Consider the following 23,168-nt stretch of genomic DNA (forward strand, 5'->3'; position numbering starts at 1 on the left):
TACAAGAGCCTATACCGTCCGCCACCTCACGCAGGCGAAGAATTCCCATTTCCCGCAGGAGACATATCGATGCTTGACGACGCGCTGAAAAGCCAATTGAAGGCCTATCTGGAGAAGGTCGTGCGTCCGATCGAGATCAGCGCCAACGTCGACGACAGCGCAAAATCGACTGAAATGGTGGCTCTTCTGAAAGACATCGTCGGCCTCTCAGACAAGATTGCCCTGACACAACAGTATGATGGCAACGAGCGCGCACCTTCTTTCGCGCTGACGAGCCCAGGCCACGATATCAGCCTGCGTTTTGCCGGCATTCCGCTCGGTCATGAATTCACCTCGCTGGTCCTCGCATTGCTGCAGGTGGGCGGCCACCCGCCGCGCGTCGAACAGACGATCCTCGATCAGATCCGTGATCTCGACGGCGACTTCCGCTTCGAGACCTATTTCTCGCTGTCCTGCCAGAACTGCCCCGACGTCGTGCAGGCGCTGAACCTGATGTCGATCCTCAATCCGCGAATCAGCCATGTCGCTATCGACGGCGCCGTCTTCCCGAAGGAGGTCGCCGACCGGCAGGTCATGTCCGTGCCGACGATCTACCTGAACGGCGAGGTTTTCGGGCAGGGCCGCATGGAAGTCGAGCAGATCATCGCCAAGCTCGACACAGGTGCCGCCAAACGCGCGGCCGAAAAGCTCAAGACGCTGGAAGCCTTCGACGTGCTGGTCGTCGGTGGGGGACCAGCTGGTGCGGCCTCTGCGATTTATGCCGCACGCAAGGGCATCCGCACTGGCGTCGTTGCCGAACGCTTCGGCGGTCAGGTGCTCGACACCATGGCGATCGAAAACTTCATTTCGGTTCCACATACCGAAGGGCCGGCTTTCGCCACAGCGCTTGAGACGCATGTCAAAGACTATCCGGTCGAGATCATAAACCTGCAGCGCGCACAGAAGCTCAGCCGCCACGGCGACCTGTTCGAAGTGGAGCTGGAGAGTGGCGCAACACTCAAGTCTCGCTCCGTCATCCTTTCGACTGGCGCGCGCTGGCGGCAGATGGGCGTGCCGGGCGAGGAACTCTATCGCAACAACGGCGTCGCCTATTGCCCGCATTGCGATGGTCCGCTGTTCAAGGGCAAGAGCGTCGCCGTCATCGGCGGTGGCAATTCCGGCGTCGAAGCGGCGATCGATCTTGCCGGCATCGTCAAGCACGTCACGCTCATCGAGTTCGACAGCAAACTTCGCGCCGACGACGTGCTGCAACGCAAGCTCCGCAGCCTTGCCAATGTCGATGTCATTCTCTCGGCCAAGACGATGGAAGTGCTGGGCGACGGCAGCAAGGTCACCGGCCTTGTCTATGAGGATCGCCTGAAGGGTGACAAGCATACGCTGGCGCTCGACGGCGTGTTCGTGCAGATCGGATTGCTGCCGAATACCGAGTGGCTGAAGGGCACGATCGCGCTGTCTGTTCGCGGCGAAATCGAGGTCGATCATCATGGCCAGACATCGATGCCAGGCGTCTTTGCCGCCGGCGATTGCACGACGGTTCCCTACAAGCAGATCGTCATTGCTGTCGGCGAGGGTGCCAAAGCTTCGCTAGCAGCTTTCGATTATCTGATCCGCACTTCGGCGCCGAGCGAGGAAGAGGCCAAGGCCGCCTGAGCCGATATTAGCATCGCCGACGATAAAAGCGGCTTTTGGCCTCAGCCGAAGCGGGCCACGAGGAAATCGATCACGCTGCGCAACATCGCCGTGGGGCGCCGGTCCGGTGCGTAAACCAGATGCATCGGCGTCGGCTTGTACGACCATAGCGGCAATACAGCTTCCAGCCGCCCGGCATCGAGATCGGCAGCCAAAAGCAGCTCCGGCTGCAACACGATGCCGGCACCATGCAAAGCGGCAACGCGCAGAGCACCCCCTTGGTTTGTGGTGAACCTGCCCTTTATGGCGATTTCGCGCGTCTCGCCCTCCGGACCAACGAGGTGCCAGAGGCCCTGCAGGCGCCAGTAGGAATGGCCGAGACACATGTGATTGGCGAGATCCTCCGGGCTTTCCGGTCTGCCGCAGCGGGCAAGATAATCCGGCGATGCCGCGAGAATACGCCGGTAAGGCTTTAATGGGCGGGCCACCAGACCGGTGTTCGTCAAGGCGCCGATCTGAATGCCGAGCTCGTAGCCCTCGCCAATCAGATCATACGGATTGTTGTCGAGCGCCAGATCGACGCTGACGTCGAGATTCTGATGCAGATACTCGACAAGGGCCGGGACGAGGGTCTGTGTGCCGAAGCTGACGGGTGCGACGAGGCGAAGCCGGCCGCGCGGTGCCGATTGCAGTTCCGAGGCCGCCGCCTCGGCCAGCTCGACCTCGGCCAGCACCGTCTTGCACCGTTCATAGTAAAGCTTGCCGACCTCGGTCAGTTGATGGCGACGCGTGGTCCGATGGAGCAACCGCGCGCCCAGGCGCTGCTCGATCGTCCGGATATGCTTGGCAACCATGGTGGCCGATACCTGGCTGGTCTCCGCGGCCGCGGCAAAGCTTCCCTCGTCGACGACTCGGACGAACATCGCCATGCCAGCCAATTTGTCCATGATTGCGTACCTGTAGGTTCGGAATGAACCAATTGACAGCCTATTTATCGACCCCTGGTTTTGCAAGATAGTCCCACCAGCCTGATGTCAGGCAAGGTTTATCAAGGAGTCGTCATGCCCATCTTGCGCTTGGAAATGCATCCCGGACGCACACAGGACCAGAAGCGCGCCTTCGTTCGCGAAGCGACCAAGGTCGCCGTCGAAACGCTGGCCTGCCCGCCGGAATCGCTGGAAATCATCATTACCGAGATTTCGAAGGATTCCTGGGCGACGGCGGGCAAGCTGAAATCGGATAGCTGAACCAATCCGGTTTCATGATCTTGGCCTGGCGGTCCCTATCCGACCGTCAGGCCCCATTCGGCGTCAGAACCTGACGCCCCCATGCTTCGGCCCAATCCATCAGACGCGCCATCTCCTGCTTGAGGGCGTGGGAACGGACGATATCGGCAGAGTGATTCAGATTGGTGCGCGGATTGTAAAATGCGCCGATCTCTTCGCCGCTCTCCTGCCTTGCCGCCTCCAGGCGGGACTTCACGTCTTCTACTTCGGCCTTCACCGCAAAGTACCGCTTCATGACCTCGACAAGGTCGCGGTCTCTGGCATTGGTCTCCATGCGTACTCCATCTCACTCATTTTAGCGTTTCGCAATGATCCGATTCGGTTGGCGAAATCTAGACGGAGTGGCAGATCGGGACGGATATCCGGCGCGCAGAGGGAGTTAGTTGGCGTTTCCATGTCACATTGGAACTACGACCAGTTTTCCTTGACGGACTGCATCACCACATTGGTCGATGTGCTTGCAACGAAGGGCAGGCTGGAGATCTTCTCGCCGAGAACGATGCGATAACGGCGAATATCCGACGTCCGCACCTTGAGGAGATAGTCGAAGCGGCCGGCGATCATATGGCACTCTTCGATTTCCTTGATTTTCTTGATGGCATTGTTGAAGCTGAGCAAAGCCTCCTCGCGCGTGTCGGTCAGCTTCACTTCGGCAAAGGCGACATGATCGAGGCCGAGCTTGATCGGATTGAGCACCGCCTTGAAGCCATCGATGTAACCGGAATCGATCAATTTCTTCAGCCGCGCCTGGCATGGCGTCTTGGAAAGACCGACCCGTTCGGACAGCTCCGTGATCGACATGCGGCCATCTTCGACCAGCGCGTCGAGGATCTTTTGGTCGAATTGGTCAATTTCACTGGATTTGGTCATTCCTATAGGCATTCCTATTTGAAATATGGGCCATTGAAGTCCAATATGACTTGAAAGCCGCAATTTCAAGGCGGAACGCCTTTCGGGAATGAAGTATGTTCACACCGAAGCAACGGGAGGGCCAAGCAGAGCGAAATCGCTCGCGCCTGCTTGGTTATTGGGTCCCTTGCACCTTGAGGTTATCATGACTGCCATTGTCGCACATTCTGCAGAAGAACCATCGCCAGACGCCGCCCCATTTTCGCAGTTTGCCCCGCCGATCCAGCCTCAAAGCCCGCTTCGCAAGGCGATCACCGCTGCCTATCGGCGCCCGGAGACCGAATGCCTCCCGATGCTGGTCGAGGCCGCTACCCTGCCGGAGCCCGTTCGCGCGGCTGCCAAGAAGACGGCCAAGACGCTGATCGAGGCGCTGCGCGCCAAGCACAAGGGCGACGGCGTCGAAGGGCTGGTGCAGGAATACTCTCTTTCGAGCCAGGAGGGCGTCGCGCTGATGTGCCTTGCGGAGGCATTGTTGCGCATTCCCGATACCGAGACACGTGATGCGCTGATCCGCGACAAGATCGCCGGCGGCGACTGGAAATCGCATCTGGGCGGCGGCCGTTCGATGTTCGTCAATGCCGCCACCTGGGGACTGGTCGTCACCGGCAAGCTGACATCGACCGTCAACGAAAGTGGCCTTTCTGCCTCCCTGACGCGACTGATCGCGCGCTGCGGCGAGCCCGTCATCCGGCGCGGCATCGATATGGCCATGCGCATGATGGGTGAGCAATTCGTCACCGGCGAGACGATCGATGAGGCACTGAAGCGCGCGCGCGCGCTCGAGGCGAAGGGCTTCCGCTATTCCTACGACATGCTTGGCGAAGCAGCCACGACGCATGCCGATGCCGAACGCTACTACCGCGACTACGAGACCGCCATCCATGCGATCGGCAAGGCTTCGGCCGGCCGCGGCATCTATGAGGGCCCTGGTATCTCCATCAAGCTCTCTGCGCTGCATCCCCGCTATTCGCGCTCGCAGGTCGACAGGGTCATGAGTGAGCTTCTGCCGAAGGTGAAGGCGCTCGCCCTGCTCTCCAAGCAATATAATATCGGGCTGAATATCGACGCCGAGGAAGCCGACCGGCTGGAATTGTCGCTTGACCTGCTGGAAACGCTTTGCCTCGATCCGCAGCTTGCCGGCTGGGATGGTATCGGCTTCGTCGTGCAGGCCTATGGCAAGCGCTGCCCATTCGTTCTCGATTTCATCATCGATCTTGCCCGCCGCTCCGGGCATCGCCTGATGGTTCGCCTCGTCAAGGGCGCCTATTGGGACGCCGAAATCAAGCGCGCGCAGCTGGATGGCCTCGAAGGCTTCCCGGTTTACACCCGCAAGATCTACACCGATGTCTCCTATGTCGCCTGCGCCAAGAAGCTGCTCTCGGCAACCGACGTCGTCTTCCCGCAATTCGCCACCCACAATGCCCAGACGCTGGCGACGATCTATCAGATGGCCGGAAGTGATTTTTCGATCGGCAAGTATGAGTTCCAATGCCTGCACGGCATGGGCGAGCCGCTCTATGAGGAAGTCGTCGGCGCCGAAAACCTCGGTCGCCCCTGCCGCATCTACGCGCCGGTCGGCACTCATGAAACGCTGCTTGCCTATCTCGTCCGTCGCCTGCTGGAAAACGGCGCCAACTCCTCCTTCGTCAACAAGATTGCCGATCCTGCCGTTCCCGTATCCGAACTGATCGCCGATCCCGTCGAGCGGGTACGCGCAATGCCTGTCATGGGCGCCCAGCACGACAAGATCGTGCTTCCCGCCGATCTGTTCGAAGGCGCTCGGGCGAATTCGGCCGGCATAGATCTGTCAAACGAAATGGCACTTTCCGACCTCTCCGGACAGCTTCATGCTTCCGCCGCCAAGGCGTGGATCGCCAAGCCGCTGCTCGCCGATGGTTCGGAACGCGGCGAGACGCGCCCGATCCTCAATCCCGCCGATCATTCCGACGTTGTCGGTCAGGTTGCCGAGCTTGCCCCCGATGACGCAGCCGAAGTGATGCGCCTTGCCGCCGCTGGTGCCGCCCAATGGGCTGCGGTCAGCCCGGACGCGCGCGCGACGATCTTGGAGCGCGCTGCCGAAATGATGCAGGGCGAGATGCCGTTGCTTGTGGGCTTGACGATCCGCGAGGCCGGCAAATCGGCCGCCAACGCTGTCGGCGAAGTCCGCGAAGCCATCGACTTCCTGCGCTATTACGCTGAACAGGCGCGCAAGGTGCTGTCGCCCGAAAGCGTGCCCCTCGGCCCGATTGTCTGCATCAGCCCGTGGAACTTCCCGCTGGCGATCTTCACGGGTCAGGTGGCCGCCGCATTGGTTGCGGGCAATCCGGTCGTCGCCAAGCCCGCCGGCAACACGCCGCTGATTGCTGCTCAGGGTATCCGCATCCTGCATGAAGCCGGAATTCCGCGTGAAGTACTGCAGTTCGCGCCGGGCAGCGGCAGGATGGGTTCTGCCTTGGTCGGCGCGCCCGAAACGGCCGGCGTCATGTTCACCGGCTCGACGGAAGTCGCCCGTCTGATCCAGGCGCAGCTTTCCGAGAAACTGTCGAAATTCAGCAAGCCAATCCCGCTGATCGCCGAAACCGGCGGTCAGAACGGCATGATCGTCGACTCCTCGGCCCTCGCCGAGCAGGTCGTCGGCGACGTCATCGCTTCCGCCTTCGACAGTGCCGGCCAGCGCTGCTCGGCACTACGCGTGCTGTGCCTGCAGGAGGAAGTGGCGGATCGTACCCTGACCATGTTGCGAGGTGCGCTTCGCGAACTGTCGGTCGGCCGCACCGACAAGCTTGCGATCGATATTGGCCCCGTCATCGACGAAAGCGCCAAGCGTGGCATCGATGAGCACATCGAACGCATGCGCAAGCTCGGCTGCTCCGTCGAGCAGCTCGACCTCCCCTCGAGCGCTGCAAAGGGCACATTCGTCGCCCCGACGATCATCGAGCTGAAGAAGCTGAGCGACCTGAAGCGCGAAGTGTTCGGCCCCGTCCTTCATATCATCCGCTACAAGCGCAAGGGGCTCGACAAGCTGATCGACGACGTCAATGCATCCGGCTATGGCCTGACCTTCGGCCTGCACACCCGGCTCGACGACACCATCGCGCATGTCACCGGACGTGTCAAAGCGGGCAATCTCTACGTCAACCGCAACATCATCGGCGCCGTTGTTGGCGTTCAGCCCTTCGGCGGCCGCGGCCTTTCCGGCACCGGCCCGAAGGCGGGCGGTCCGATGTATCTGCGCCGCCTGGTCGCCTCGTCGACTGAGCCGCTGCGCAACGCCACCGTGCAGGCGGATTCGGCTGCACAGCAGTATCTTACCTGGCTCGACAGCAACGGAGCCGCCGGGGCTGCCAAGCAGGCGCGAGCAATTGCCGGCCAGTCGTCCCTGGGCTTCAACGCCGAACTGCCAGGCCCTGTCGGCGAATTGAACCTCTATGCGCTGCATCCGCGCGGCAGGGTCCTGCTCGTCCCGCAGACCGCACTTGGCCTGCAGGTCCAGATCGCGGCCGCACTCGCAGCGGGCAATTCGATCACCATCGACGCCACCTCGGGCTTGCAAAGCGAGCTTCGGAATTTGCCGGCGGCAGTCGCCGCCCGCATCTCCTGGTCGAAGGACTGGGCGGTCGACGGACCGTTCGCCGGCGCCCTCATCGAAGGAGATGCCGAACGGGTCAAGCAGACCATCAAGACGATTGCCGCCCTTCCCGGCCCTTTGGTGCTGACGCAAGCCGCCTCCAGCGAAGAAATCGCTGCAAGCGCGGACGCCTATTGCCTGAACTGGCTGCTGGAAGAGGTGACGACATCGATCAACACCGCGGCAGCCGGTGGCAACGCGAGCCTGATGACGATCGGATAACACCCGGCGCGAACTCGAAATGCATACCGGCCGGGCAAACATTGTCCCGGCCGGTGGCTTTTCAAATATCTCCGTGACGACATTCGTGTCGAAAATATCACGCCGCCTTGCTGATGCGCACCGGGATGGACTTATAGGAAGGCGTGCCGCTTTCCTTGTCCTGGTAATCGATCGGGATCAGGCAATTGGCCTCTGGGTAGTAGGCAGCGACGGATCCCTCTGAGATGTCGTAGGAAATCGCCGTCAGCTGCAGCAAACGCTTGGCGCCTGAGGGCAGCGCCGTTTCGATCTCGACGAGATCGCCATGCTCCAATCCGTTGGCTCGCAGGTCCCTGTCGTTCATGAACAGGACGTCACGACGGCCAAAGACGCCGCGATAGCGGTCGTCCAAACCGTAGATCGTCGTATTGTACTGATCGTGGCTGCGGATCGTCGCAAGCTTGAGGATGCTGTTATCCGAAAGCAGGATATCCTCGTTAAGCCCGGAAAACAGCTTGAACTCGGCCTTGCCCGAGGGCGTATTCCAGACACGCTCCGTCGGCCCAAGCGGCAGGCGAAAGCCGCCCGGCACGCGGATGCGCTCGTTGTAATCGGCAAAATCGGGAAAGACGATTTCGATCTTGTCGCGGATGAGATCGTAGTCGGCCACGAGCTCCGTCCAAGAAACATTGCTGTCCGGCAAAGCGGCCTGCGCCATGGCGGCAACGATGGCCGGCTCGGAGCGCAGCTCGTCCGAAGCCGGTTTCAGCCGGCCGCGCGAGGCATGCACCATCGACATCGAATCCTCGATCGTCACCGACTGCGCACCGGTTGTCTGAATGTCCTGCTCGGTACGGCCGAGCACGGGGAACAAGAAAGACTCCTTGCCGATGAGCAAGTTGGAGCGATTGAGCTTGGTGTTCATATGGACGGCAAGATCGAGCTTGCGCATGCCCTCGGCGCACAGTTCCGGATCAGGAAGCGCGATCGAGAAATTGCCGCCGAGGCAAAGCAGCACCTTGGAGCGGCCTTCCGCCATGGCCTGCATGGCAGCAACAGCATCGTGGCCATGATGGACCGGCGACTTGAAACCGAAGGCGCGCTCGACACCTTCGATCAGCGCGGCATTTGGCTTCTCCGTAATCCCGACCGTGCGATTACCCTGCACATTGGAATGTCCGCGCAGCGGGCAGATGCCGGCGCCCGGCTTGCCGAAATTGCCGCGCAACAGCAGAAGATTGGCGATCTGCTGCACATTGGCCGTCCCCTTCGCGTGCTGGGTGATGCCCATGCCATAAGCGATGATCGTCGCCTTGGATTTGGCATAGATCGCGGCGACCCGCTCCAGATCGGCGCGGGCAAGGCCCGAAACCCGCTCGATGTCGGCCCATTCGGTCTGATTGATGTCATCGACGAGAGCATCGAAGCCGGTGGTGTGTTCGGCGATGAAGGCATGATCGAGCACATCTTCCGAGGTCTCGGCAAGCGCCAGAACGGCTTTCATGATGCCCTTGAGCGCCGCCGCATCGCCGCCGATCTTGACCTGATAGTAGGAGGAGGCAATCCGGGTCGATCCGAAGGTTCCCATTTCGATCGGATTCTGCGGATCCGCGAAACGCTCGAGTGCACGCTCCTTCAAAGGATTGAACACGATGATCGGCACGCCGCGGCGGGAACATTCGTGCAGCGTGCCCATCATCCGCGGATGATTGGTGCCGGGGTTGTGCCCCATCGAGATTATCAGATCGCATTCGTCGAAGTCGTCGAGCGATACCGTGCCCTTGCCGATGCCGATCGACTGCGGCAGGCCGACGCTGGTCGCCTCGTGGCACATGTTCGAGCAATCAGGGAAATTGTTGGTGCCGTATTCTCGCGCGAAGATCTGGAAGAGAAACGCCGCTTCGTTGGAAGCGCGACCCGATGTATAGAACTCGACCATATCCGGATCCGGCATGCTGCGCATGACCTCGCCGATGCGGGCAAAAGCGTCCTCCCAGGCAACAGGCCGATAGGTGTCGGTTGCGTGGTCATAAACCATCGGATGGGTCAACCGGCCGGAGTTCTCCAGCTCGTAATCGCTCCATGTCAGGAGCTCGCTAACGGTGTGTTCGGCGAAGAATTCCGGCGTCACGCGCTTGTTCGTCGCTTCCCAGGTGACGGCCTTGGCGCCGTTTTCGCAGAATTGGAAAGTCGAGGTATGCTCTTTATCGGGCCACGCGCAGCCGGGGCAATCGAAGCCGGCCGGCTTGTTGGTGCGGAAAAGAAGACCGGGCGCCTCGGTAATGTCCATCTGCTCGCGCACGGCATTGGCAGTGGCCTTCAACGCTCCCCAGCCGCCGGCGGGACTGTTGTAGGGACGGATACCAGGGACTTCACGCTTTTGCGCCATCATACGCTCCTGTGGTTACCCAACGGCCTAGCCTTAACGAATAGGCGCGCCTCAGAAGGGAGTAAAGCACAATCCATCAGCAGACGATCGGACAGTCGCTACATGCTGGCGACCTATCTGCAATCTGCCCGGAAGATCGGCAAAGCTCAATTTTTGAACACCAGGCAAGTGCCGCCCTGCTGCCGAACCTGGGTGCAAACGGCATCGGCCTCGGCGCGCGTCTGCCGGCCGATGCGGGCTGCAAAGCGGATGCGCCGGCCGAAATCGGCGTTGCGCTGGCGCACGATCAAAGGCTTTTCCGCGTTCAAAGGCGAGGGAAGCTTCCGAACATTGGCCGCAAACAAACGGCGAGCGGCATCGACCTGAAAATGCTCGGCCAATTGCGCACCCCAAGGTGCCCAGGGCCGCTCCTGCTCGAAGGGAATCGGCTTCAGCCGCCGGCTTTCTGCAAGAGCCACGCAGGATGGAATGAAAGGCCTGTTCTTGTCCAAGGCGGGCGCGACAAGATCAGGCGGCCCATCCCGCCATTCTTCGACCGTATGCGCGGTGATCGCACTGACGTAGCTGCGCGTTTCATAGGGAAGATCGCCGGAATTCAAGAAATTCGCGAGGCCGCCCTCGCCGGCATTATAGGCGGCCGCCGCCAGCCCGAGATTGCCGAAGCGGTTACGCAGCTCGTCGAGATAAGTGGCCGCCTTGCCGAGCGCTTCAAGCGCATCGTAGCTATCGCGAACGCCACGCAGCCTTGCCGTCCCAGGCATGAACTGCGCGATGCCCCGCGCTCCCTTGGGACTGACGGCATCGGAGCGAAACAGGCTTTCGCGCCAGACCAGCCGGGCCAGATAATCCGGTGGCAGATGATTGGCATGAGCGAAATAATCGATGGCCGCGCAGAGGTCGCGGTTATAGCTGTCTTTGCGAAGGCAAAGGGTTTGGCCCGTATCCGTGATCATGGGGCCAGAGATGCAGGCCGACGGCGCAACGCTCCATTCCGGTTGCGCATTCGCCGGGAGAAAGGCAGAGACCGTAACAAAACACGACATGACCAAGGCGACCACGCCGCCGACAGCCCTTGTCCAATACCGCTTGCCTGCCATCCGTGCGATACCCGTCCAAGATCGTCCGATCGCCAATTGCGATCTCTTCATAGCATCGTTGGACTGCCGCGAGAACCTGTGACGGCGCGACGCGCCTATATCAAACGGGTGCCTCCTTATTCGGCAAGACGTCCGCCGCGCATCGGCGCCGGCGCACCTGTCGTGCCGGGGAAGCTGATCGGCAAGCCTCGCAACACCCGCACCGCCAGAAATGCAAAGCACTCCGCTTCGACGGCGTCGCCGCGCCAGCCCAGCGTTTCAGCAAAAATCGGCTCAACGCCGGCACGGCTTTGCAGCATCGACATGATCGTCGGATTGTGGCGACCGCCGCCGCTGACGACGACCTTCTTCGGCCGGCGTGGCAAAAGATCGAGCGCCTTGCCGACAGCGCCTGCCGTGAAGGCCGAAAGCGTCGCGGCGCCATCTTCCGGGCTGAGACCATCGGCCATCGAGGCGCCGAAATCGAAACGGTCCAGTGACTTCGGATAGGGTGCTGTGAGATAGGGATGCTGCAGTAGCCGCGCGAGCCTCGCCTCATCGACCTTCCCCGCCCGTCCGAGCGCGCCGTCGCGATCCATTTCGCCGAGGCCACGAGATTTGATGAAGTCGTTGAGCGGCGCATTGGCCGGTCCGGTATCGAAAGCAACGAAATTGCCCTCACCATCCCACCAGGTAATATTGGCGACGCCGCCGAGATTGAGAATGGCGGTCTCGCCAGCAGAACCCGCGCCGCGCAACAGGGCGGTGTGATAGGCGGCGGCGAGTGGCGCACCCTGGCCGCCAGCGCGCATGTCGGCAGAGCGGAAATCATAGGCGACCTTGGTGCCGAGGATGGAGTGCATCAACTCGCCGTCGCCAAGCTGGCGCGTCTGCCCCAGCCGATCCTTTTGCGGTGCGCGATGCAGCACGGTTTGGCCATGAAAGCCGACGACGCCGATGTCGGCCATGGTCATTCCCTGGCTTTCCACCAGTTCCCTGACCGCCTCTGACTGGGCGCGCGTCAAAGCCTGTTCTGCTTCCTTGAAGATCGCCGGCTCGGGGCCTTCGAAATTCCAGACCCGCGCCTGTCGCAGCGTCTCCTCCAGCAGAGCCCGGATCCAGCCGGGATAGGGAGCGAGAACATAGGGGCCAAATTCCTCGATCCGCTCGCCGTCCGTTTTCAGCATGGCGACATCGATATTGCCGTCGAGGACGGTTCCGGTCATCAGACCGACTGCCCAGATTGGTTCCATGGTCAGGCTCCTATGCTGCGTTGACAAGATCGCCGACAGTCTGACGAAGCGCCAGGATGCCGCTGTCGAAGTGGCGTGTCGGATGAATGCGGTTGGTGAGCAGGGTCCAGGCCCTGCCCTTGTCGAAGTCGATCCATAGAGCCGTGCCAGTAAATCCGGTATGGCCGATGGTTCCCGGCGAACACAGGGTACCGCCATGCCAGCCGTCAAAGGGCCGCTCCCAGCCATGCGTGCGTGTGGCGGAAAGCGGTGTCCGCATCAGCGCGATCGAATGCGCTGATGCCCTGGTGCCATCGAGCAGGCCTTTGGCGAAATCGAGAACTGCCGCCGCCGTTCCGAAAAGCCCGGCATGACCGGCACCCTGCAATGCCGAGCAATTGTCGTCATGAACTTCGCCCGACAGGATGCGATGGCGCCAGGTGCAGTCTTCGGTCGCCGCTGCCTGATCGGGCGCGGCGGAAAAGGCAAAGCCCGGCCCGGGATCCATGGCACGGATCGTCTGCCCGCTCAGACGCTCGAGTGCAAAGCCCAGCAGGATGAAGTTGATGTCGGAATAGACGGGCGGACCGGCCTGCCACTCGCGCTGCAGGATGAAGGCGCGCAGGAGATCCGGATCGCGGCCATAGGTGTAGATCGGTTCGACCGCCGGAAAAGGTGTCTGATGCACGAGGCATTGGCGAAAGGTCACCTTTCGCTCCCAGGCCTCGGCACTGTACTGCCGCAGATCGGGCAGAAGCGTCGTCAATGGTGCATCGAGATCGATGGTGCCGGCCTCGGCCTGCGCAAGGATGCGCGGCGTGGTGAAAATGACCTTGGTGAGCGACGCGAGATCGAACCACGTGTCGACCTCCATCGCCCTGACGTTCGGGATCTTCTGTGCCGAACCGATGGCGCGCACGAGCCGGTTGCCGCCGAGATCGACCATACCGAGGACGCCGCCCGGAATGCGAGCGGTCGCTACGGCCTGCTTAAGCGGTGCGAAAGCTCGATCGAAACGTTCTTCAAATTGCATGCGCCCCCCAGCCATATCTCGCCTCTTTGCCGGTTGCTCAGGCTTCCGCCAGAGCCATGTGATCCGGCGCGAACCGGCGCCATTCCGGCGCAGCCGGCTCAAAGCCGATCGGCCGCACCAGCGAAGGAACCTGCCGCGTATCGAGCGTAAAGTTTTCCTTTCGCCGGGCCATCGTCGGAACTGCCGAAATCAGCTGCCTGGTATAGGAATGCTTGGGCTGCGACAAGATCGAGGCCGCATCGCCGATCTCGACGATCTGCCCGGCATAGATCACGGCGATGCGATGGGCGATCCGCTCCACGACGGCCATGTCATGCGAGATGAAGAGATAGGCAAGCCCGTATTCGCGCTGAAGCTCGATCAGCAATTCCAGAACCTGCGCCTGAACGGAAACGTCGAGTGCGGACACCGCTTCGTCAAGCACGAGCACGGACGGGTTCAGCATCAGGGCACGGGCAATGCACAGTCTTTGCCGCTGGCCGCCTGAAAATTCGTGCGGATAGCGTTCAAGGGCATTTTCCGGCAATCCAACGCGCTTCAGCAGCATGGCCATTCGTTCGCGCGTTTCGGCCGAAATGCGGCCACTTGCGGCGATCACCGGTTCGGCAAGAATGTTGTCGACGCGTAGTCTCGGGTTAAGCGAGGCATAGGGGTTCTGGAAAACCATCTGCACGGCACTGGTGCGATCGGCAGCCTTGCCGGCATTGGTCGTAAACGTGCCGCGGGTCGACTTGACCAGCCCGAGGATTGCCCGCGCAGTGGTGGATTTGCCCGAACCGCTCTCGCCGACGATCGCCAGCGTCTCGCTGGGCATCAGGTCGAAGCCCACCCCTTCGACGGCATGGACCGTACCAGTCGCGCGGTGCAGAAAGCTGCCCCTGACCGGGAAGCGGACGGTCAAGCCATCCACTTTCAATGCAGGCTTGGCCCGCGCCTCGTCACTTTGGAAATCCGTGCGCGCGGCCTTTCCTGCGGCGAAATGCGGGACGGAATGCAAGAGATGCTGGGTGTAGGGATGCGTTGGCTGATCGAGCATCTGATTGAGCTCGCCTTGCTCGACCGCCTGGCCGGCCTGCATCACCATTACCTTGTCGGCAATGCCGGCGACAAGACCGATGTCGTGCGTGATGAAAATCATCGACATGCCGGTCTCACGCTTCAGCTCGGCGAGCAGCGCCATGATCTGCGCCTGGACGGTAACATCGAGCGCCGTCGTCGGCTCGTCGGCAATCAGCAGGCGCGGATTGCAGGCGAGTGCCGTCGCGATCATCACGCGCTGAAGCATGCCGCCGGAGAGTTGGTTCGGGCAATAGGTCAGACGGCGTGCAGCATCGGGAATGCGCACGCGATCCAAGGCGTCCTTGGCGGCGGCCTTTGCCTGCCTGCCCGTCAGCCCACGATGCAGCCTAAACGATTCCTCGATCTGCGAGCCGATGGTCAGGACCGGATTGAGCGAGGTCATCGGTTCCTGGAAGATCATGCCGATTTCGGCGCCACGGATCTTCGTCAGCTCCGCTTCGCTGGCCTCGGTGAGGTCGATGATGCTGTTATCGGCACGTTTCAGCCGGATCGATCCGCCGATAATGCGACCGCCGCCGAAATCGACGAGGCGATTGATCGAGAGCGCGGTAACGGATTTGCCCGAACCGCTCTCACCGACGATCGCCAGCGTCTCGCCGGCTTCGAGATCGAAACTGACGCCGCGAACGATGGGATTGGCCTGCGGATTGCGGCCAAAACCGACGCGCAGATCCGAGACTGACAGCAGAGGGCTCATATCGTCGCCCTCCGCATTTTAGGATCGAGAATATCGCGCAGCGCGTCACCGAGCAGGTTGAAGCCGAGAATAGAGATCATGATGGTCACGCCGGGGAAAATCAGCAGCCAGGGCGCCGTTTCCATGAGATTGCGGCTGTCACTCAGCATCAGGCCCAATGAGGAGGCCGGCGGCTGCGTTCCCAGGCCGAGGAAGCTCAAACCTGCCTCCGTCAGCAGCGACCAGGCGAGCGCCAGCGTCACCTGCACCGTCAACGGCGCAACGAGATTGAGCAGGAGATGCCGCGTCAGGATGTAGAAGCGGCTGCTGCCGAAAGTGCGAGCCGCATCAACAAAATCGCGTCCCTTCAGCGAAAGGGCCGGACCGCGCACGACGCGGGTAAAGATCGGCGTATAGACGATCGCGATCGCAGCGACGCTGGTCCAGGTGCCTGGCCCGACGATCGCGATGATCAAAAGCGCAAGCAGGATCGCCGGGAAGGCCAGCAGCACATCCATAGTGCGCATGATCACGCCGTCCCAACGCTTGCCGGACCAAGCCGCAGTCAGGCCGAGCACGGTGCCGACCAAGGTTGCTGCGGCAACGGAAAAGAAGGCGACGACGAAGGATTCACCGATGCCCTTCATCAACCGGCTCGCGACATCGCGGCCGAAGAGGTCGGTGCCCATCCAATAGGTGAGGCTCGGCGCATGCAGGCGGTCGATCCGGTTCTGCATCAAGGGATCATGCGGGGTCACGCCCAGCATGCCGAGAATGGCAAGCACGACATAGATGAGGACGATGATGCCGCCGATCCGGCCACTCATATGTCCGAAAATAGCCTTGACGATCCGCATCAGCCTTCTCCCAGACGGACGCGCGGATCGAGCGCGACATAAGCGAGATCGACGAGCAGGTTGACGATCATGAAGTTGAACGCAATGAACAGCACGCTGCCCTGCACCAGCGCATAGTCGCGCTGCAGAATGGCGTCGAGCACCATGCGTCCGAGGCCCGGCAGAGCATAGATCTGCTCGACGAGCACGGCACCGCCGAGCAGGTAGCCGAACTCGACGCCGCTCAGCGTCACCACCGGGATCAGCGCATTCGGCAAGGCATGCCGCCAAATAACGCCCCGCGCCGGCACACCGCGGCTGCGGGCCGTGCGAACGTAATCATCGCTCAAGACGTCAAGCATGGCGGAGCGCACGACACGCGTCACGGAAGCCGCAAAGGCAAAGCCCAATGTCAGTGCCGGCAGGATCATCTGGCCGAGATTCTCAAGCGGATTCTGCCAGAGGGGCGTGAAGGCACCCATGGTCGGCAGCACGCCAAAACCGGCGGACAAGGCATAGATCAGCAGAAGACCGAGAACGAAATTCGGCGTGGATTGCCCGATCATGGCAACGATGCGCACGGCAAGATCGGACAGTTTTTCGTTTCGTGTAGCGGCAAACACGCCCGCCGGCAGGCCGATGGCAAGCGCGATCACCATGGAAAGCAACGCAAGCTCGAGCGTCAGTGGAAAGCGCTCCAGGATGATATCGAGCACCGGCTTGCCGTAAGTAACCGATATGCCGAGATTGCCCTGGAATATCCCCAGCAACCAATGCCAGTATTGGATGGGCCAGGACTGATCGATGCCGAAATAGGCAGCAAGGGCCTGCCGCTGCTCCGGCGTCAACAGGCCCGCATTGGTTCCGAGCATCGCCGTAATCGCATCGCCCGGCACCAGCCGGATGGCGACGAAGACGAAGATGGACACGCCCAGCATGATCAGCGGGAATGTCATCAGCCGGCGCGTCAGATATGACATTGCAATTCCTCTAGAGCAATTCCAGCAAACATGCGAAGCAGCTTTGCGCCAGGAATTGCGTGAAAACAAAGAGATAGAGCATTCCCGTGACTCCGTTTGAAACGGAAATGCTCTAGGTCTAGGTAGCCGTTACTTGATCGAGACCTTGCTCAGACCAAACAGCGAACCGGTCGGCGTCGGGACAAAGCCCTCGACGTTCTTCTGCTCGGCGGTATAGCCATAAGCCGTGTAGAGCCAGATCCAGGGCGAGACTTCGGCGATATGCTTTTCGAATTCGGCAAAGATCGCCTTGCGCTTGGTCGGATCGGTTTCGGCGCGGCCCTTCTGCATCAGGCTGTCGAGCGTATCGTCGATATAGTTGGCGACCTTCTGCAGGTTGCCGGTCTTCGTCCAGTAGCGGTTATACATGGAATAGGGATCGGCACTGCCGCCATTGAGCGCAACCGCCATGTCGAAATTGCCCTTCAGCCAGGTGTCGACATAGACGTTAAGTTCCATCACCTTGATATCGAGCTTGATGCCGATTTCGGCGAGCTGCGACTGGATGACTTGCGCTTCAGCCGTCGCGGTCGGCGGTTCGCCGGTGGCGGCGATCACGGTCGCCGAAAAGCCATTGGCAAAGCCGGCATCGGCCATCAGCTTTTTCGCCTTGGCAACGTCGCGCTTATAGCAGAAGAGCTGGCTCGGGTCGGTTGCATAAAGCGGCATCGTCAACGGCCCGGTCACCTTGCCTTCGCCGAGCGCTGCCGTATCCATCACGTCCTTGCGGTCGATGGCGCAGGAGATCGCCTGGCGCACGGCAAGCTGGTCCATCGGCTTGCGGGAAGGATTGAGCTGAAGGACATTATAGGACAGCACCGGCGTGCGGGTGAGCTGCAGCTTCGGCTCCTTGGGCACCAGCGTTGCCACGAGCGGATCGTTCAGAAGCGCGAAATCGGTCTGGCCGGTGCGCAACGAAGCGAGGATCGCCGTTTCGTCAGGCAATACGCTGATATTGATGCCGTCGACGCCGATCGTCCCGCCTGCCCAGTCCTTATTGGCGCTCAGCACTTCCTTGGAGTTCGGAACCCAGCTGTCGAGCTTGAACGGGCCGGAGCCGATCGCCTTGGTGCCAATGGTGCCGGCGGTAATTTCGCTCGCCGGCACGACAGCGGCGTTGAGGCTGGTCATGGCCGTCAGAAGCGGAACGTCGGGCTGCGAGAGGTTGAAGACCACGGTCGTGGCATCGGGCGTGTCGATGCTGGCGATGGACAGGAAGTTGGCGCGGGCGACCGCACCGGTCGCTTGGTCGAGAATACGCTGGAAGGAAGCCTTCACATCAGCCGAAGTGACGGGCGCCCCGTTCTGGAACTTGCCCTTGGCTTTAAGCTTGAAGGTCAGCTGCTTGCCATCGGGCGAGAACTGCCAGCTCTCGGCGACGCCGGGTACGATCTGCAGATTGCCATCGAGACGAACGAGCGGCTCGTAGATCAATTCCAGCAAACGGATGGAGGAGAAGGCAGTCTGTTTATGTGGATCGAGGCCGGTCGCGTCCTGCGACCATGCCATGCGCAGCGTTGCCGCCTGCGCTGGCATTGCGACCGCCGCCATGCCAAAGCCTGCCGCCAGTACCACCCCCGAAATCAACTTCCCTACAAAATGCGCTTGCATTCCTATCCCTCCGACTTTTTCAAATGTCCCCGGCCGATTTTGGCCAATTGATTGCCGTCGCGGCTCGCCGCGACGTCCTTTTAAGTACTCTTCGCATTGATGGCCTTGCGCAGGAATCCATCAGCGTTTTGCAATGCCACGCGGGCTTCTTCAATGCCCATTCCGGTTATTTCCATGAGAATGGCGAGCTTGACGTCGTTGCCGGTCAAGTCGAGCACTCGGCGCGCTTCCTGTTGCGAGCAACCGGTCGCCTGCATGACGATGCGCGCGGCGCGCGCCACCAGCTTCTTGTTGCTGGCGCTGACGTCAACCATCAGATTCTGATAGCTTTTGCCGATGCGGATCATGCTCGCCGTCGTCAGCATGTTGAGGATGAGCTTCTGCGCCGTACCGGATTTCAGGCGGGTCGAGCCGGTCAGAATTTCCGGGCCGACGACCGGTGAGATCGCCAGATCGGCGATACCGGCAATGATGGAATTGGGATTGCATGACAGCGCAACGGTGAAGGCACCGATGCTCTTGGCATAGTTCAAGCCGCCAATGACATAAGGCGTGCGGCCGCTGACGGCGATGCCGACGACGACATCGACCTTGGTCAGATTGATCTCTTCCAGCGCCCGGCGCCCCTGCTCCGGATCGTCTTCTGCACCTTCGATCGAACTCCGCAGCGCATCGGGACCGCCCGCGATCAGACCAACCACCATGTTCGATGGCACGCTGAAGGTAGGCGGGCACTCGGACGCATCGAGAACGCCGAGACGGCCGCTCGTGCCTGCCCCCATGTAAATCAGCCGGCCTTCCTTCTGGAAGGCGGCGACGATCTGATTGACGGCGGCGGCGATGGCCGGAATAACCTTCTCGACGGCGATCGGTACCGTCTGATCCTCATAATTGATCTCGCGCAGGAGATCGAAGGTCGGCAGCAGATCGATATGCATCGTATTCGGATTGCGGCCTTCGGAAACCAACTGCTCCAGCTCGGATATCAACTTCTGCTCTGTCATGGGCCTGTTCTCGAAATGAGGCTTCGATATCGATAGGTCAGGGCGGCAAGTCCGGCCGATGAGACGCCGGGCCTGCCTCCGCGAAGTTCGGTTTTCAACAAAGCGAAAGACTGAAATCAGTCACGGTGCAGCCGTGCCTTTTCGGCCTCGTTCAGCACCCACTCCCTGTTTACTTTCGTTAACATTATGTCCGATTATTCCTCTCGTCAATCAGAAAAGGAATAAAATATTCCACTTTGAACATGCGAAAACCCGATGGCAAAAAAGCCGCCGGTCAGTGTTGGCAAATCGCCCTTCTGGCAAGGATGATGGCACCCGAGACGGCATCGCCGTCGATGGGTTTGAGGCTGCGGCGCACATCCGGCGCAAGCCACGGCTCGAGCGGGCTTGCAAGTCCGCCAAGTAGGCAGACGCGCGGCGCCCCTTTTTCGAAAAGAGTACGGATCAAAGTATCGATATGTCCGGCGGCACTCTGGACGATGCGCCGCGCCACGGCATCGCCCTGATCTGCATGACGCAGAACCATCGGTGCGAATGTCGCGTAGTCCGTCGCCGATGCGCGATCCATCCAGGCGACTGCCTCCATCGGATCGTTCTGGAACCGCTGCATGATCTCGCTCAGCAATGCCGTCTTCTGCTCGCGACCATCATGGGCGCGCAAAGCAAGCTGCACCGCCTTCAGCCCGAGATAGGCACCGCTGCCCTCGTCGGAGATCGGAAAGCCGTAGCCGCCGACCCGTAACTGTCGCCCCTCCACAAGACCTAACCCGATGGACCCAGTGCCGGCGATGACGATCGCTCCGTCGCGGCCGGAATGAGCGCCGAGGCAGGCCCCCTCGCCATCGCTGACAAAATCGATACTGGCGAAGGGATGCGCTATGGCTTTGAGAGCCGCCAATGCTCCCTTGCGGCCAATGCCCGCCAAACCAATGCCCGCATGAATGCGGCCGATATCGGCGGCACTCAGACCCGCCTCTTCGATTGCGGCATCGGAGGCCCGGGTGATGGAAGCCCATGCCTCGTCTATGCCAAGCCGCGTCGTCGCCGGACCGGATAGTCCCTGCCCCAGCACCGCGCCGACGGCATCCTCGATGCGGGCACGGCAGCCGGTGCCGCCGCCATCGACACCGAGGAAATAAGGGGAGCCTTTTGCCACAGCGATCATGACGTCAGCCGTTCGATATCCGCGCCGCAAAGGCGAAGCTTGCGATCGAGCTGCTCGTAGCCGCGGTCGAGATGATAGACGCGATTGACGATGGTCTCGCCTTGCGAAACAAGCGCTGCCAGCACCAGCGAGACCGAAGCGCGAAGGTCCGTCGCCATCACCTGCGCCCCTTTGAGCGGTGTGCCGCCACGCACAAGAGCCGTCGTCCCCTGTAGGGTGATGTTCGCCCCAAGCCGAATGAGCTCGGGCACATGCATGAAGCGATTTTCGAAGACCGTCTCGCGGATCAGCGACGCACCCTCCGCACAGCAAGCAAGCGCCATGAATTGTGCTTGGAGATCCGTCGGAAAACCCGGATAAGGTTCGGTGGTGATATCGGCGCCCTTGAGCGGTCCATCTCTCGAAACGACAAGGCCGCGATCGCTCGGCCAGACGCTGACGCCCATGCCTTCCAGCGCCTGCACAACCGAGGCAAGGTTTTCCAACCGGGCGTGAATAAGCTCAAGCCGTCCGCCGGTGATTGCAGCCGCCACGGCATAGGTGCCGGCCTCGATACGATCGGGAATGCCGTGGTGTTTGGCTGGGCGCCAGCTGGTCTCACCATTGATCAGGATGCGGTGTGTACCTGCCCCTTCGATCCGCGCGCCCATGGCGCTGAGGCAGGCGGCAAGGTCAGCGACCTCCGGCTCGCGCGCCGCGTTCAAAATCTCCGTCTCGCCCGTGGCGGCGCAGGCCGCCATCATCACTGTTTCCGTTGCGCCGACCGACGGGGAGCTGAGCACGATGCGCGCACCCTTCAGCCCGTTGGGAGTCTGTGCGACGATCAAACCGTTTTCGATGGCGATATCCGCGCCGAGGGTCGCGAGCGCCTTGATATGCATATCCACGGGCCGGGCGCCGATGGCGCAGCCGCCCGGAAGAGAAACGCGTGCATGACCGAAACGGGCAAGCAGCGGCGCCAGCACCAGAACCGTCGCCCGCATGCGCCGAACCGTATCGTAAGAGGTTTCCCTCGAGACGATGGCGCTCGGATCGATCGTGATGCCCTGCGCCGTTCGTGTGATCTGCGCGCCATGAAGAGCAATGACACCGAGCATGTTCTCGACATCGCTCACCAAAGGCAGGTTGGTGAGCTCCAGCGGATGAGGGCTCAAAAGTGCCGCTGCGATCTGCGGCAAGGCGGCATTCTTGGCACCCGAAATCGTCACGGCACCCTGCAACCTTTTGCCGCCGTAGATGCGAAGTCTGTCCATGATCAGAAACCCGTTGAGGCATGATGCGAAATGCCGGAGATTTCGCCATCCGTTTCCCGCAGAAGATTATTCGATCATTCCATGCTGTCAACGATCATTGGAATTTTTTATTCCAATTCCCTGTGATAGTCTCTCATCGCGCGAAGCATGGTTGCCCAGCTTCACCCAAATGCTATTTTCCATGTGCTCGTGATGATGCGTGTATCGGCCGCGAAGACTCGAGGGGACCCCAAAAGGACCAAATGTCTATCTTGAAGAAAATCAGCGCGCAGCTCGAAACCATGGCACCCGCAGATCGCCAGATCGGGCAATTCATCGTCGACAAACCTGACCAGATGCTCCGCCTCTCATCGGCGGCTCTCGCAATCGAAACCGGGCGCAGCCAATCGAGCGTCGTCAAGTTCAGCCAGAAGCTCGGCTATGCCGGCTATCAGGAATTGAAGCTTGCCGTCAGTGAGGCGAAGGCCCAGGAGTGGCCCGCACCGGTCGGCATGATCCACGGCACGATCGAGGTGGGCGACGGCTACCTCACCATCCTGCAGAAACTGCTGGGCAGCAAGCTGCAAGCCATGCAGCAGACGATCTCGGTCAACAATGAAGGCGATATAGACAAGGCGCTCGAAGCCCTTCACGATGCCAGGCGCATCCATTTGGCCGGCGTCGGCGCCTCCTCGCTGGTCGCCCGCGATTTTTCCTACAAACTGATGAAACTCGGCCGCAATGTCCTGCACGACAGCGACAGCCATGTGCAGATGGCCAATGCATCGACGCTCGGTCCTGACGACCTGCTCTTTGCCCTTTCCTATTCCGGCGCCAGCATCGAGACACTGCGGATCGCAGAACTGGCGAGCCAGCGCAAGGCGACCGTCATTGCTGTGACTGGTCTGCAGGACAATCCGCTCGCCCGCGTCGCCGATATCTGCCTTCACACCGTCGGCGACGAAGATCGCGTCCGCTCCTCGGCGATCACCGCGCGCGACGCGCAGCTGATGCTGACCGACCTGCTCTTCATTCTGCTGGTGCAGCGGCAACCCGATGCCAACGACTATGTCCATAACAGCGAGACGGCCGTTTCCGTACTGAAGGCCAAACGGCTTTCCTAAGCAGCTGCTCGCCGCATCGGTTCGCGGTAAACAAGCTG

General features: G+C 61.1%; 18 protein-coding genes. 4 read left to right on the plus strand and 14 right to left on the minus strand.

Features of this window, described 5'->3' with window-relative positions; all coding sequences use genetic code 11:
- The first annotated feature begins 69 nt into the window (after positions 1 to 69).
- Positions 70 to 1,650, plus strand: coding sequence for an alkyl hydroperoxide reductase subunit F (gene ahpF, locus GA0061102_RS12230; RefSeq protein ID WP_092847325.1), 1,581 nt, complete (start codon positions 70 to 72; stop codon positions 1,648 to 1,650).
- Between the two features lie 41 nt (positions 1,651 to 1,691).
- Here ahpF and GA0061102_RS12235 read toward each other — a convergent pair whose 3' ends face one another.
- Entirely contained in the window at positions 1,692 to 2,576 is an 885-nt protein-coding gene (locus GA0061102_RS12235) for a LysR family transcriptional regulator (protein WP_092847330.1), read from the minus strand.
- A 114-nt stretch (positions 2,577 to 2,690) separates the two neighbouring features.
- On the opposite strand from GA0061102_RS12235, the gene GA0061102_RS12240 reads away from it, so the two are divergent.
- Entirely contained in the window at positions 2,691 to 2,876 is a 186-nt protein-coding gene (locus GA0061102_RS12240) for a 4-oxalocrotonate tautomerase (RefSeq protein WP_037154392.1), read from the plus strand.
- Between the two features lie 46 nt (positions 2,877 to 2,922).
- Here the strand turns inward: GA0061102_RS12240 and GA0061102_RS12245 are convergent, their stop codons facing one another.
- Together GA0061102_RS12245 and GA0061102_RS12250 are read right to left on the minus strand one after the other, a co-directional pair.
- A complete protein-coding gene (locus GA0061102_RS12245; protein WP_092847332.1) occupies positions 2,923 to 3,189 on the minus strand; it encodes a hypothetical protein in 267 nt (88 codons plus the stop codon).
- 134 nt (positions 3,190 to 3,323) lie between these two features.
- Complete coding sequence (locus tag GA0061102_RS12250; protein WP_004125091.1) at positions 3,324 to 3,785, minus strand: Lrp/AsnC family transcriptional regulator; 462 nt, start codon at positions 3,783 to 3,785, stop codon at positions 3,324 to 3,326.
- Positions 3,786 to 3,969: 184 nt separating this feature from the next.
- On the opposite strand from GA0061102_RS12250, the gene putA reads away from it, so the two are divergent.
- On the plus strand, positions 3,970 to 7,674 hold the full coding sequence (gene putA, locus GA0061102_RS12255; protein ID WP_092847334.1) for a trifunctional transcriptional regulator/proline dehydrogenase/L-glutamate gamma-semialdehyde dehydrogenase: 3,705 nt from the start codon (positions 3,970 to 3,972) through the stop codon (positions 7,672 to 7,674).
- Between the two features lie 97 nt (positions 7,675 to 7,771).
- Here putA and GA0061102_RS12260 read toward each other — a convergent pair whose 3' ends face one another.
- The 11 genes from GA0061102_RS12260 to murA form a co-directional block, all read right to left on the minus strand.
- Positions 7,772 to 10,042 carry an FdhF/YdeP family oxidoreductase gene (locus GA0061102_RS12260; protein ID WP_092847336.1) on the minus strand — a complete coding sequence of 757 codons (2,271 nt, stop codon included), beginning with the start codon at positions 10,040 to 10,042 and terminating at the stop codon, positions 7,772 to 7,774.
- A 146-nt stretch (positions 10,043 to 10,188) separates the two neighbouring features.
- Positions 10,189 to 11,139, minus strand: coding sequence for a lytic transglycosylase domain-containing protein (locus tag GA0061102_RS12265; protein ID WP_092847338.1), 951 nt, complete (start codon positions 11,137 to 11,139; stop codon positions 10,189 to 10,191).
- Positions 11,140 to 11,255: 116 nt separating this feature from the next.
- Positions 11,256 to 12,371: an anhydro-N-acetylmuramic acid kinase gene (locus GA0061102_RS12270; protein ID WP_092847342.1), complete on the minus strand. Its 1,116-nt coding sequence runs from the start codon at positions 12,369 to 12,371 to the stop codon at positions 11,256 to 11,258.
- Positions 12,372 to 12,381: 10 nt separating this feature from the next.
- Positions 12,382 to 13,383, minus strand: coding sequence for a serine hydrolase domain-containing protein (locus GA0061102_RS12275; protein WP_425348529.1), 1,002 nt, complete (start codon positions 13,381 to 13,383; stop codon positions 12,382 to 12,384).
- A gap of 37 nt (positions 13,384 to 13,420) precedes the next feature.
- Entirely contained in the window at positions 13,421 to 15,160 is a 1,740-nt protein-coding gene (locus GA0061102_RS12280) for an ABC transporter ATP-binding protein (protein ID WP_092847346.1), read from the minus strand.
- A complete protein-coding gene (locus tag GA0061102_RS12285) occupies positions 15,157 to 15,996 on the minus strand; it encodes an ABC transporter permease (protein WP_092847348.1) in 840 nt (279 codons plus the stop codon). The genes GA0061102_RS12280 and GA0061102_RS12285 overlap by 4 nt, the downstream gene beginning before the upstream one ends.
- Entirely contained in the window at positions 15,996 to 16,955 is a 960-nt protein-coding gene (locus GA0061102_RS12290; protein WP_092847350.1) for an ABC transporter permease, read from the minus strand. The genes GA0061102_RS12285 and GA0061102_RS12290 overlap by 1 nt, the downstream gene beginning before the upstream one ends.
- Before the next feature lie 129 nt (positions 16,956 to 17,084).
- The gene (locus GA0061102_RS12295; RefSeq protein WP_092847352.1) at positions 17,085 to 18,605 is read right to left on the minus strand and encodes an ABC transporter substrate-binding protein; all 1,521 of its coding nucleotides are present in this window, start codon (positions 18,603 to 18,605) and stop codon (positions 17,085 to 17,087) included.
- 80 nt (positions 18,606 to 18,685) lie between these two features.
- The gene (gene murQ, locus GA0061102_RS12300) at positions 18,686 to 19,609 is read right to left on the minus strand and encodes an N-acetylmuramic acid 6-phosphate etherase (RefSeq protein ID WP_092847354.1); all 924 of its coding nucleotides are present in this window, start codon (positions 19,607 to 19,609) and stop codon (positions 18,686 to 18,688) included.
- A gap of 274 nt (positions 19,610 to 19,883) precedes the next feature.
- Complete coding sequence (locus GA0061102_RS12305) at positions 19,884 to 20,774, minus strand: glucosamine kinase nucleotide-binding domain-containing protein (protein WP_092847356.1); 891 nt, start codon at positions 20,772 to 20,774, stop codon at positions 19,884 to 19,886.
- Complete coding sequence (gene murA, locus GA0061102_RS12310) at positions 20,771 to 22,027, minus strand: UDP-N-acetylglucosamine 1-carboxyvinyltransferase (protein ID WP_092847358.1); 1,257 nt, start codon at positions 22,025 to 22,027, stop codon at positions 20,771 to 20,773. The genes GA0061102_RS12305 and murA overlap by 4 nt, the downstream gene beginning before the upstream one ends.
- 242 nt (positions 22,028 to 22,269) lie before the next feature.
- Here murA and GA0061102_RS12315 point away from each other — a divergent pair, with 242 nt between their 5' ends.
- Positions 22,270 to 23,130, plus strand: a complete 861-nt coding sequence (locus GA0061102_RS12315; RefSeq protein WP_092847360.1) for a MurR/RpiR family transcriptional regulator — start codon at positions 22,270 to 22,272, stop codon at positions 23,128 to 23,130.
- Positions 23,131 to 23,168 lie beyond the last annotated feature (38 nt).

Origin of the sequence: Martinezella miluonensis, from assembly GCF_900094545.1 — a bacterium.
Lineage (GTDB): Bacteria > Pseudomonadota > Alphaproteobacteria > Rhizobiales > Rhizobiaceae > Rhizobium > Rhizobium miluonense.

Bases quoted from the DNA above. Each gene is read 5' to 3' on its own strand.
- ahpF (WP_092847325.1), top strand. From the start codon at position 70: ATGCTTGACGACGCGCTGAAAAGCCAATTGAAGGCCTATCTGGAGAAG.
- GA0061102_RS12235 (WP_092847330.1), bottom strand. From the start codon at position 2,576: ATGGACAAATTGGCTGGCATGGCGATGTTCGTCCGAGTCGTCGACGAG.
- GA0061102_RS12240 (WP_037154392.1), top strand. From the start codon at position 2,691: ATGCCCATCTTGCGCTTGGAAATGCATCCCGGACGCACACAGGACCAG.
- GA0061102_RS12245 (WP_092847332.1), bottom strand. From the start codon at position 3,189: ATGGAGACCAATGCCAGAGACCGCGACCTTGTCGAGGTCATGAAGCGG.
- GA0061102_RS12250 (WP_004125091.1), bottom strand. From the start codon at position 3,785: ATGACCAAATCCAGTGAAATTGACCAATTCGACCAAAAGATCCTCGAC.
- putA (WP_092847334.1), top strand. From the start codon at position 3,970: ATGACTGCCATTGTCGCACATTCTGCAGAAGAACCATCGCCAGACGCC.
- GA0061102_RS12260 (WP_092847336.1), bottom strand. From the start codon at position 10,042: ATGGCGCAAAAGCGTGAAGTCCCTGGTATCCGTCCCTACAACAGTCCC.
- GA0061102_RS12265 (WP_092847338.1), bottom strand. From the start codon at position 11,139: ATGGCAGGCAAGCGGTATTGGACAAGGGCTGTCGGCGGCGTGGTCGCC.
- GA0061102_RS12270 (WP_092847342.1), bottom strand. From the start codon at position 12,371: ATGGAACCAATCTGGGCAGTCGGTCTGATGACCGGAACCGTCCTCGAC.
- GA0061102_RS12275 (WP_425348529.1), bottom strand. From the start codon at position 13,383: ATGCAATTTGAAGAACGTTTCGATCGAGCTTTCGCACCGCTTAAGCAG.
- GA0061102_RS12280 (WP_092847346.1), bottom strand. From the start codon at position 15,160: ATGAGCCCTCTGCTGTCAGTCTCGGATCTGCGCGTCGGTTTTGGCCGC.
- GA0061102_RS12285 (WP_092847348.1), bottom strand. From the start codon at position 15,996: ATGCGGATCGTCAAGGCTATTTTCGGACATATGAGTGGCCGGATCGGC.
- GA0061102_RS12290 (WP_092847350.1), bottom strand. From the start codon at position 16,955: ATGTCATATCTGACGCGCCGGCTGATGACATTCCCGCTGATCATGCTG.
- GA0061102_RS12295 (WP_092847352.1), bottom strand. From the start codon at position 18,605: ATGCAAGCGCATTTTGTAGGGAAGTTGATTTCGGGGGTGGTACTGGCG.
- murQ (WP_092847354.1), bottom strand. From the start codon at position 19,609: ATGACAGAGCAGAAGTTGATATCCGAGCTGGAGCAGTTGGTTTCCGAA.
- GA0061102_RS12305 (WP_092847356.1), bottom strand. From the start codon at position 20,774: ATGATCGCTGTGGCAAAAGGCTCCCCTTATTTCCTCGGTGTCGATGGC.
- murA (WP_092847358.1), bottom strand. From the start codon at position 22,027: ATGGACAGACTTCGCATCTACGGCGGCAAAAGGTTGCAGGGTGCCGTG.
- GA0061102_RS12315 (WP_092847360.1), top strand. From the start codon at position 22,270: ATGTCTATCTTGAAGAAAATCAGCGCGCAGCTCGAAACCATGGCACCC.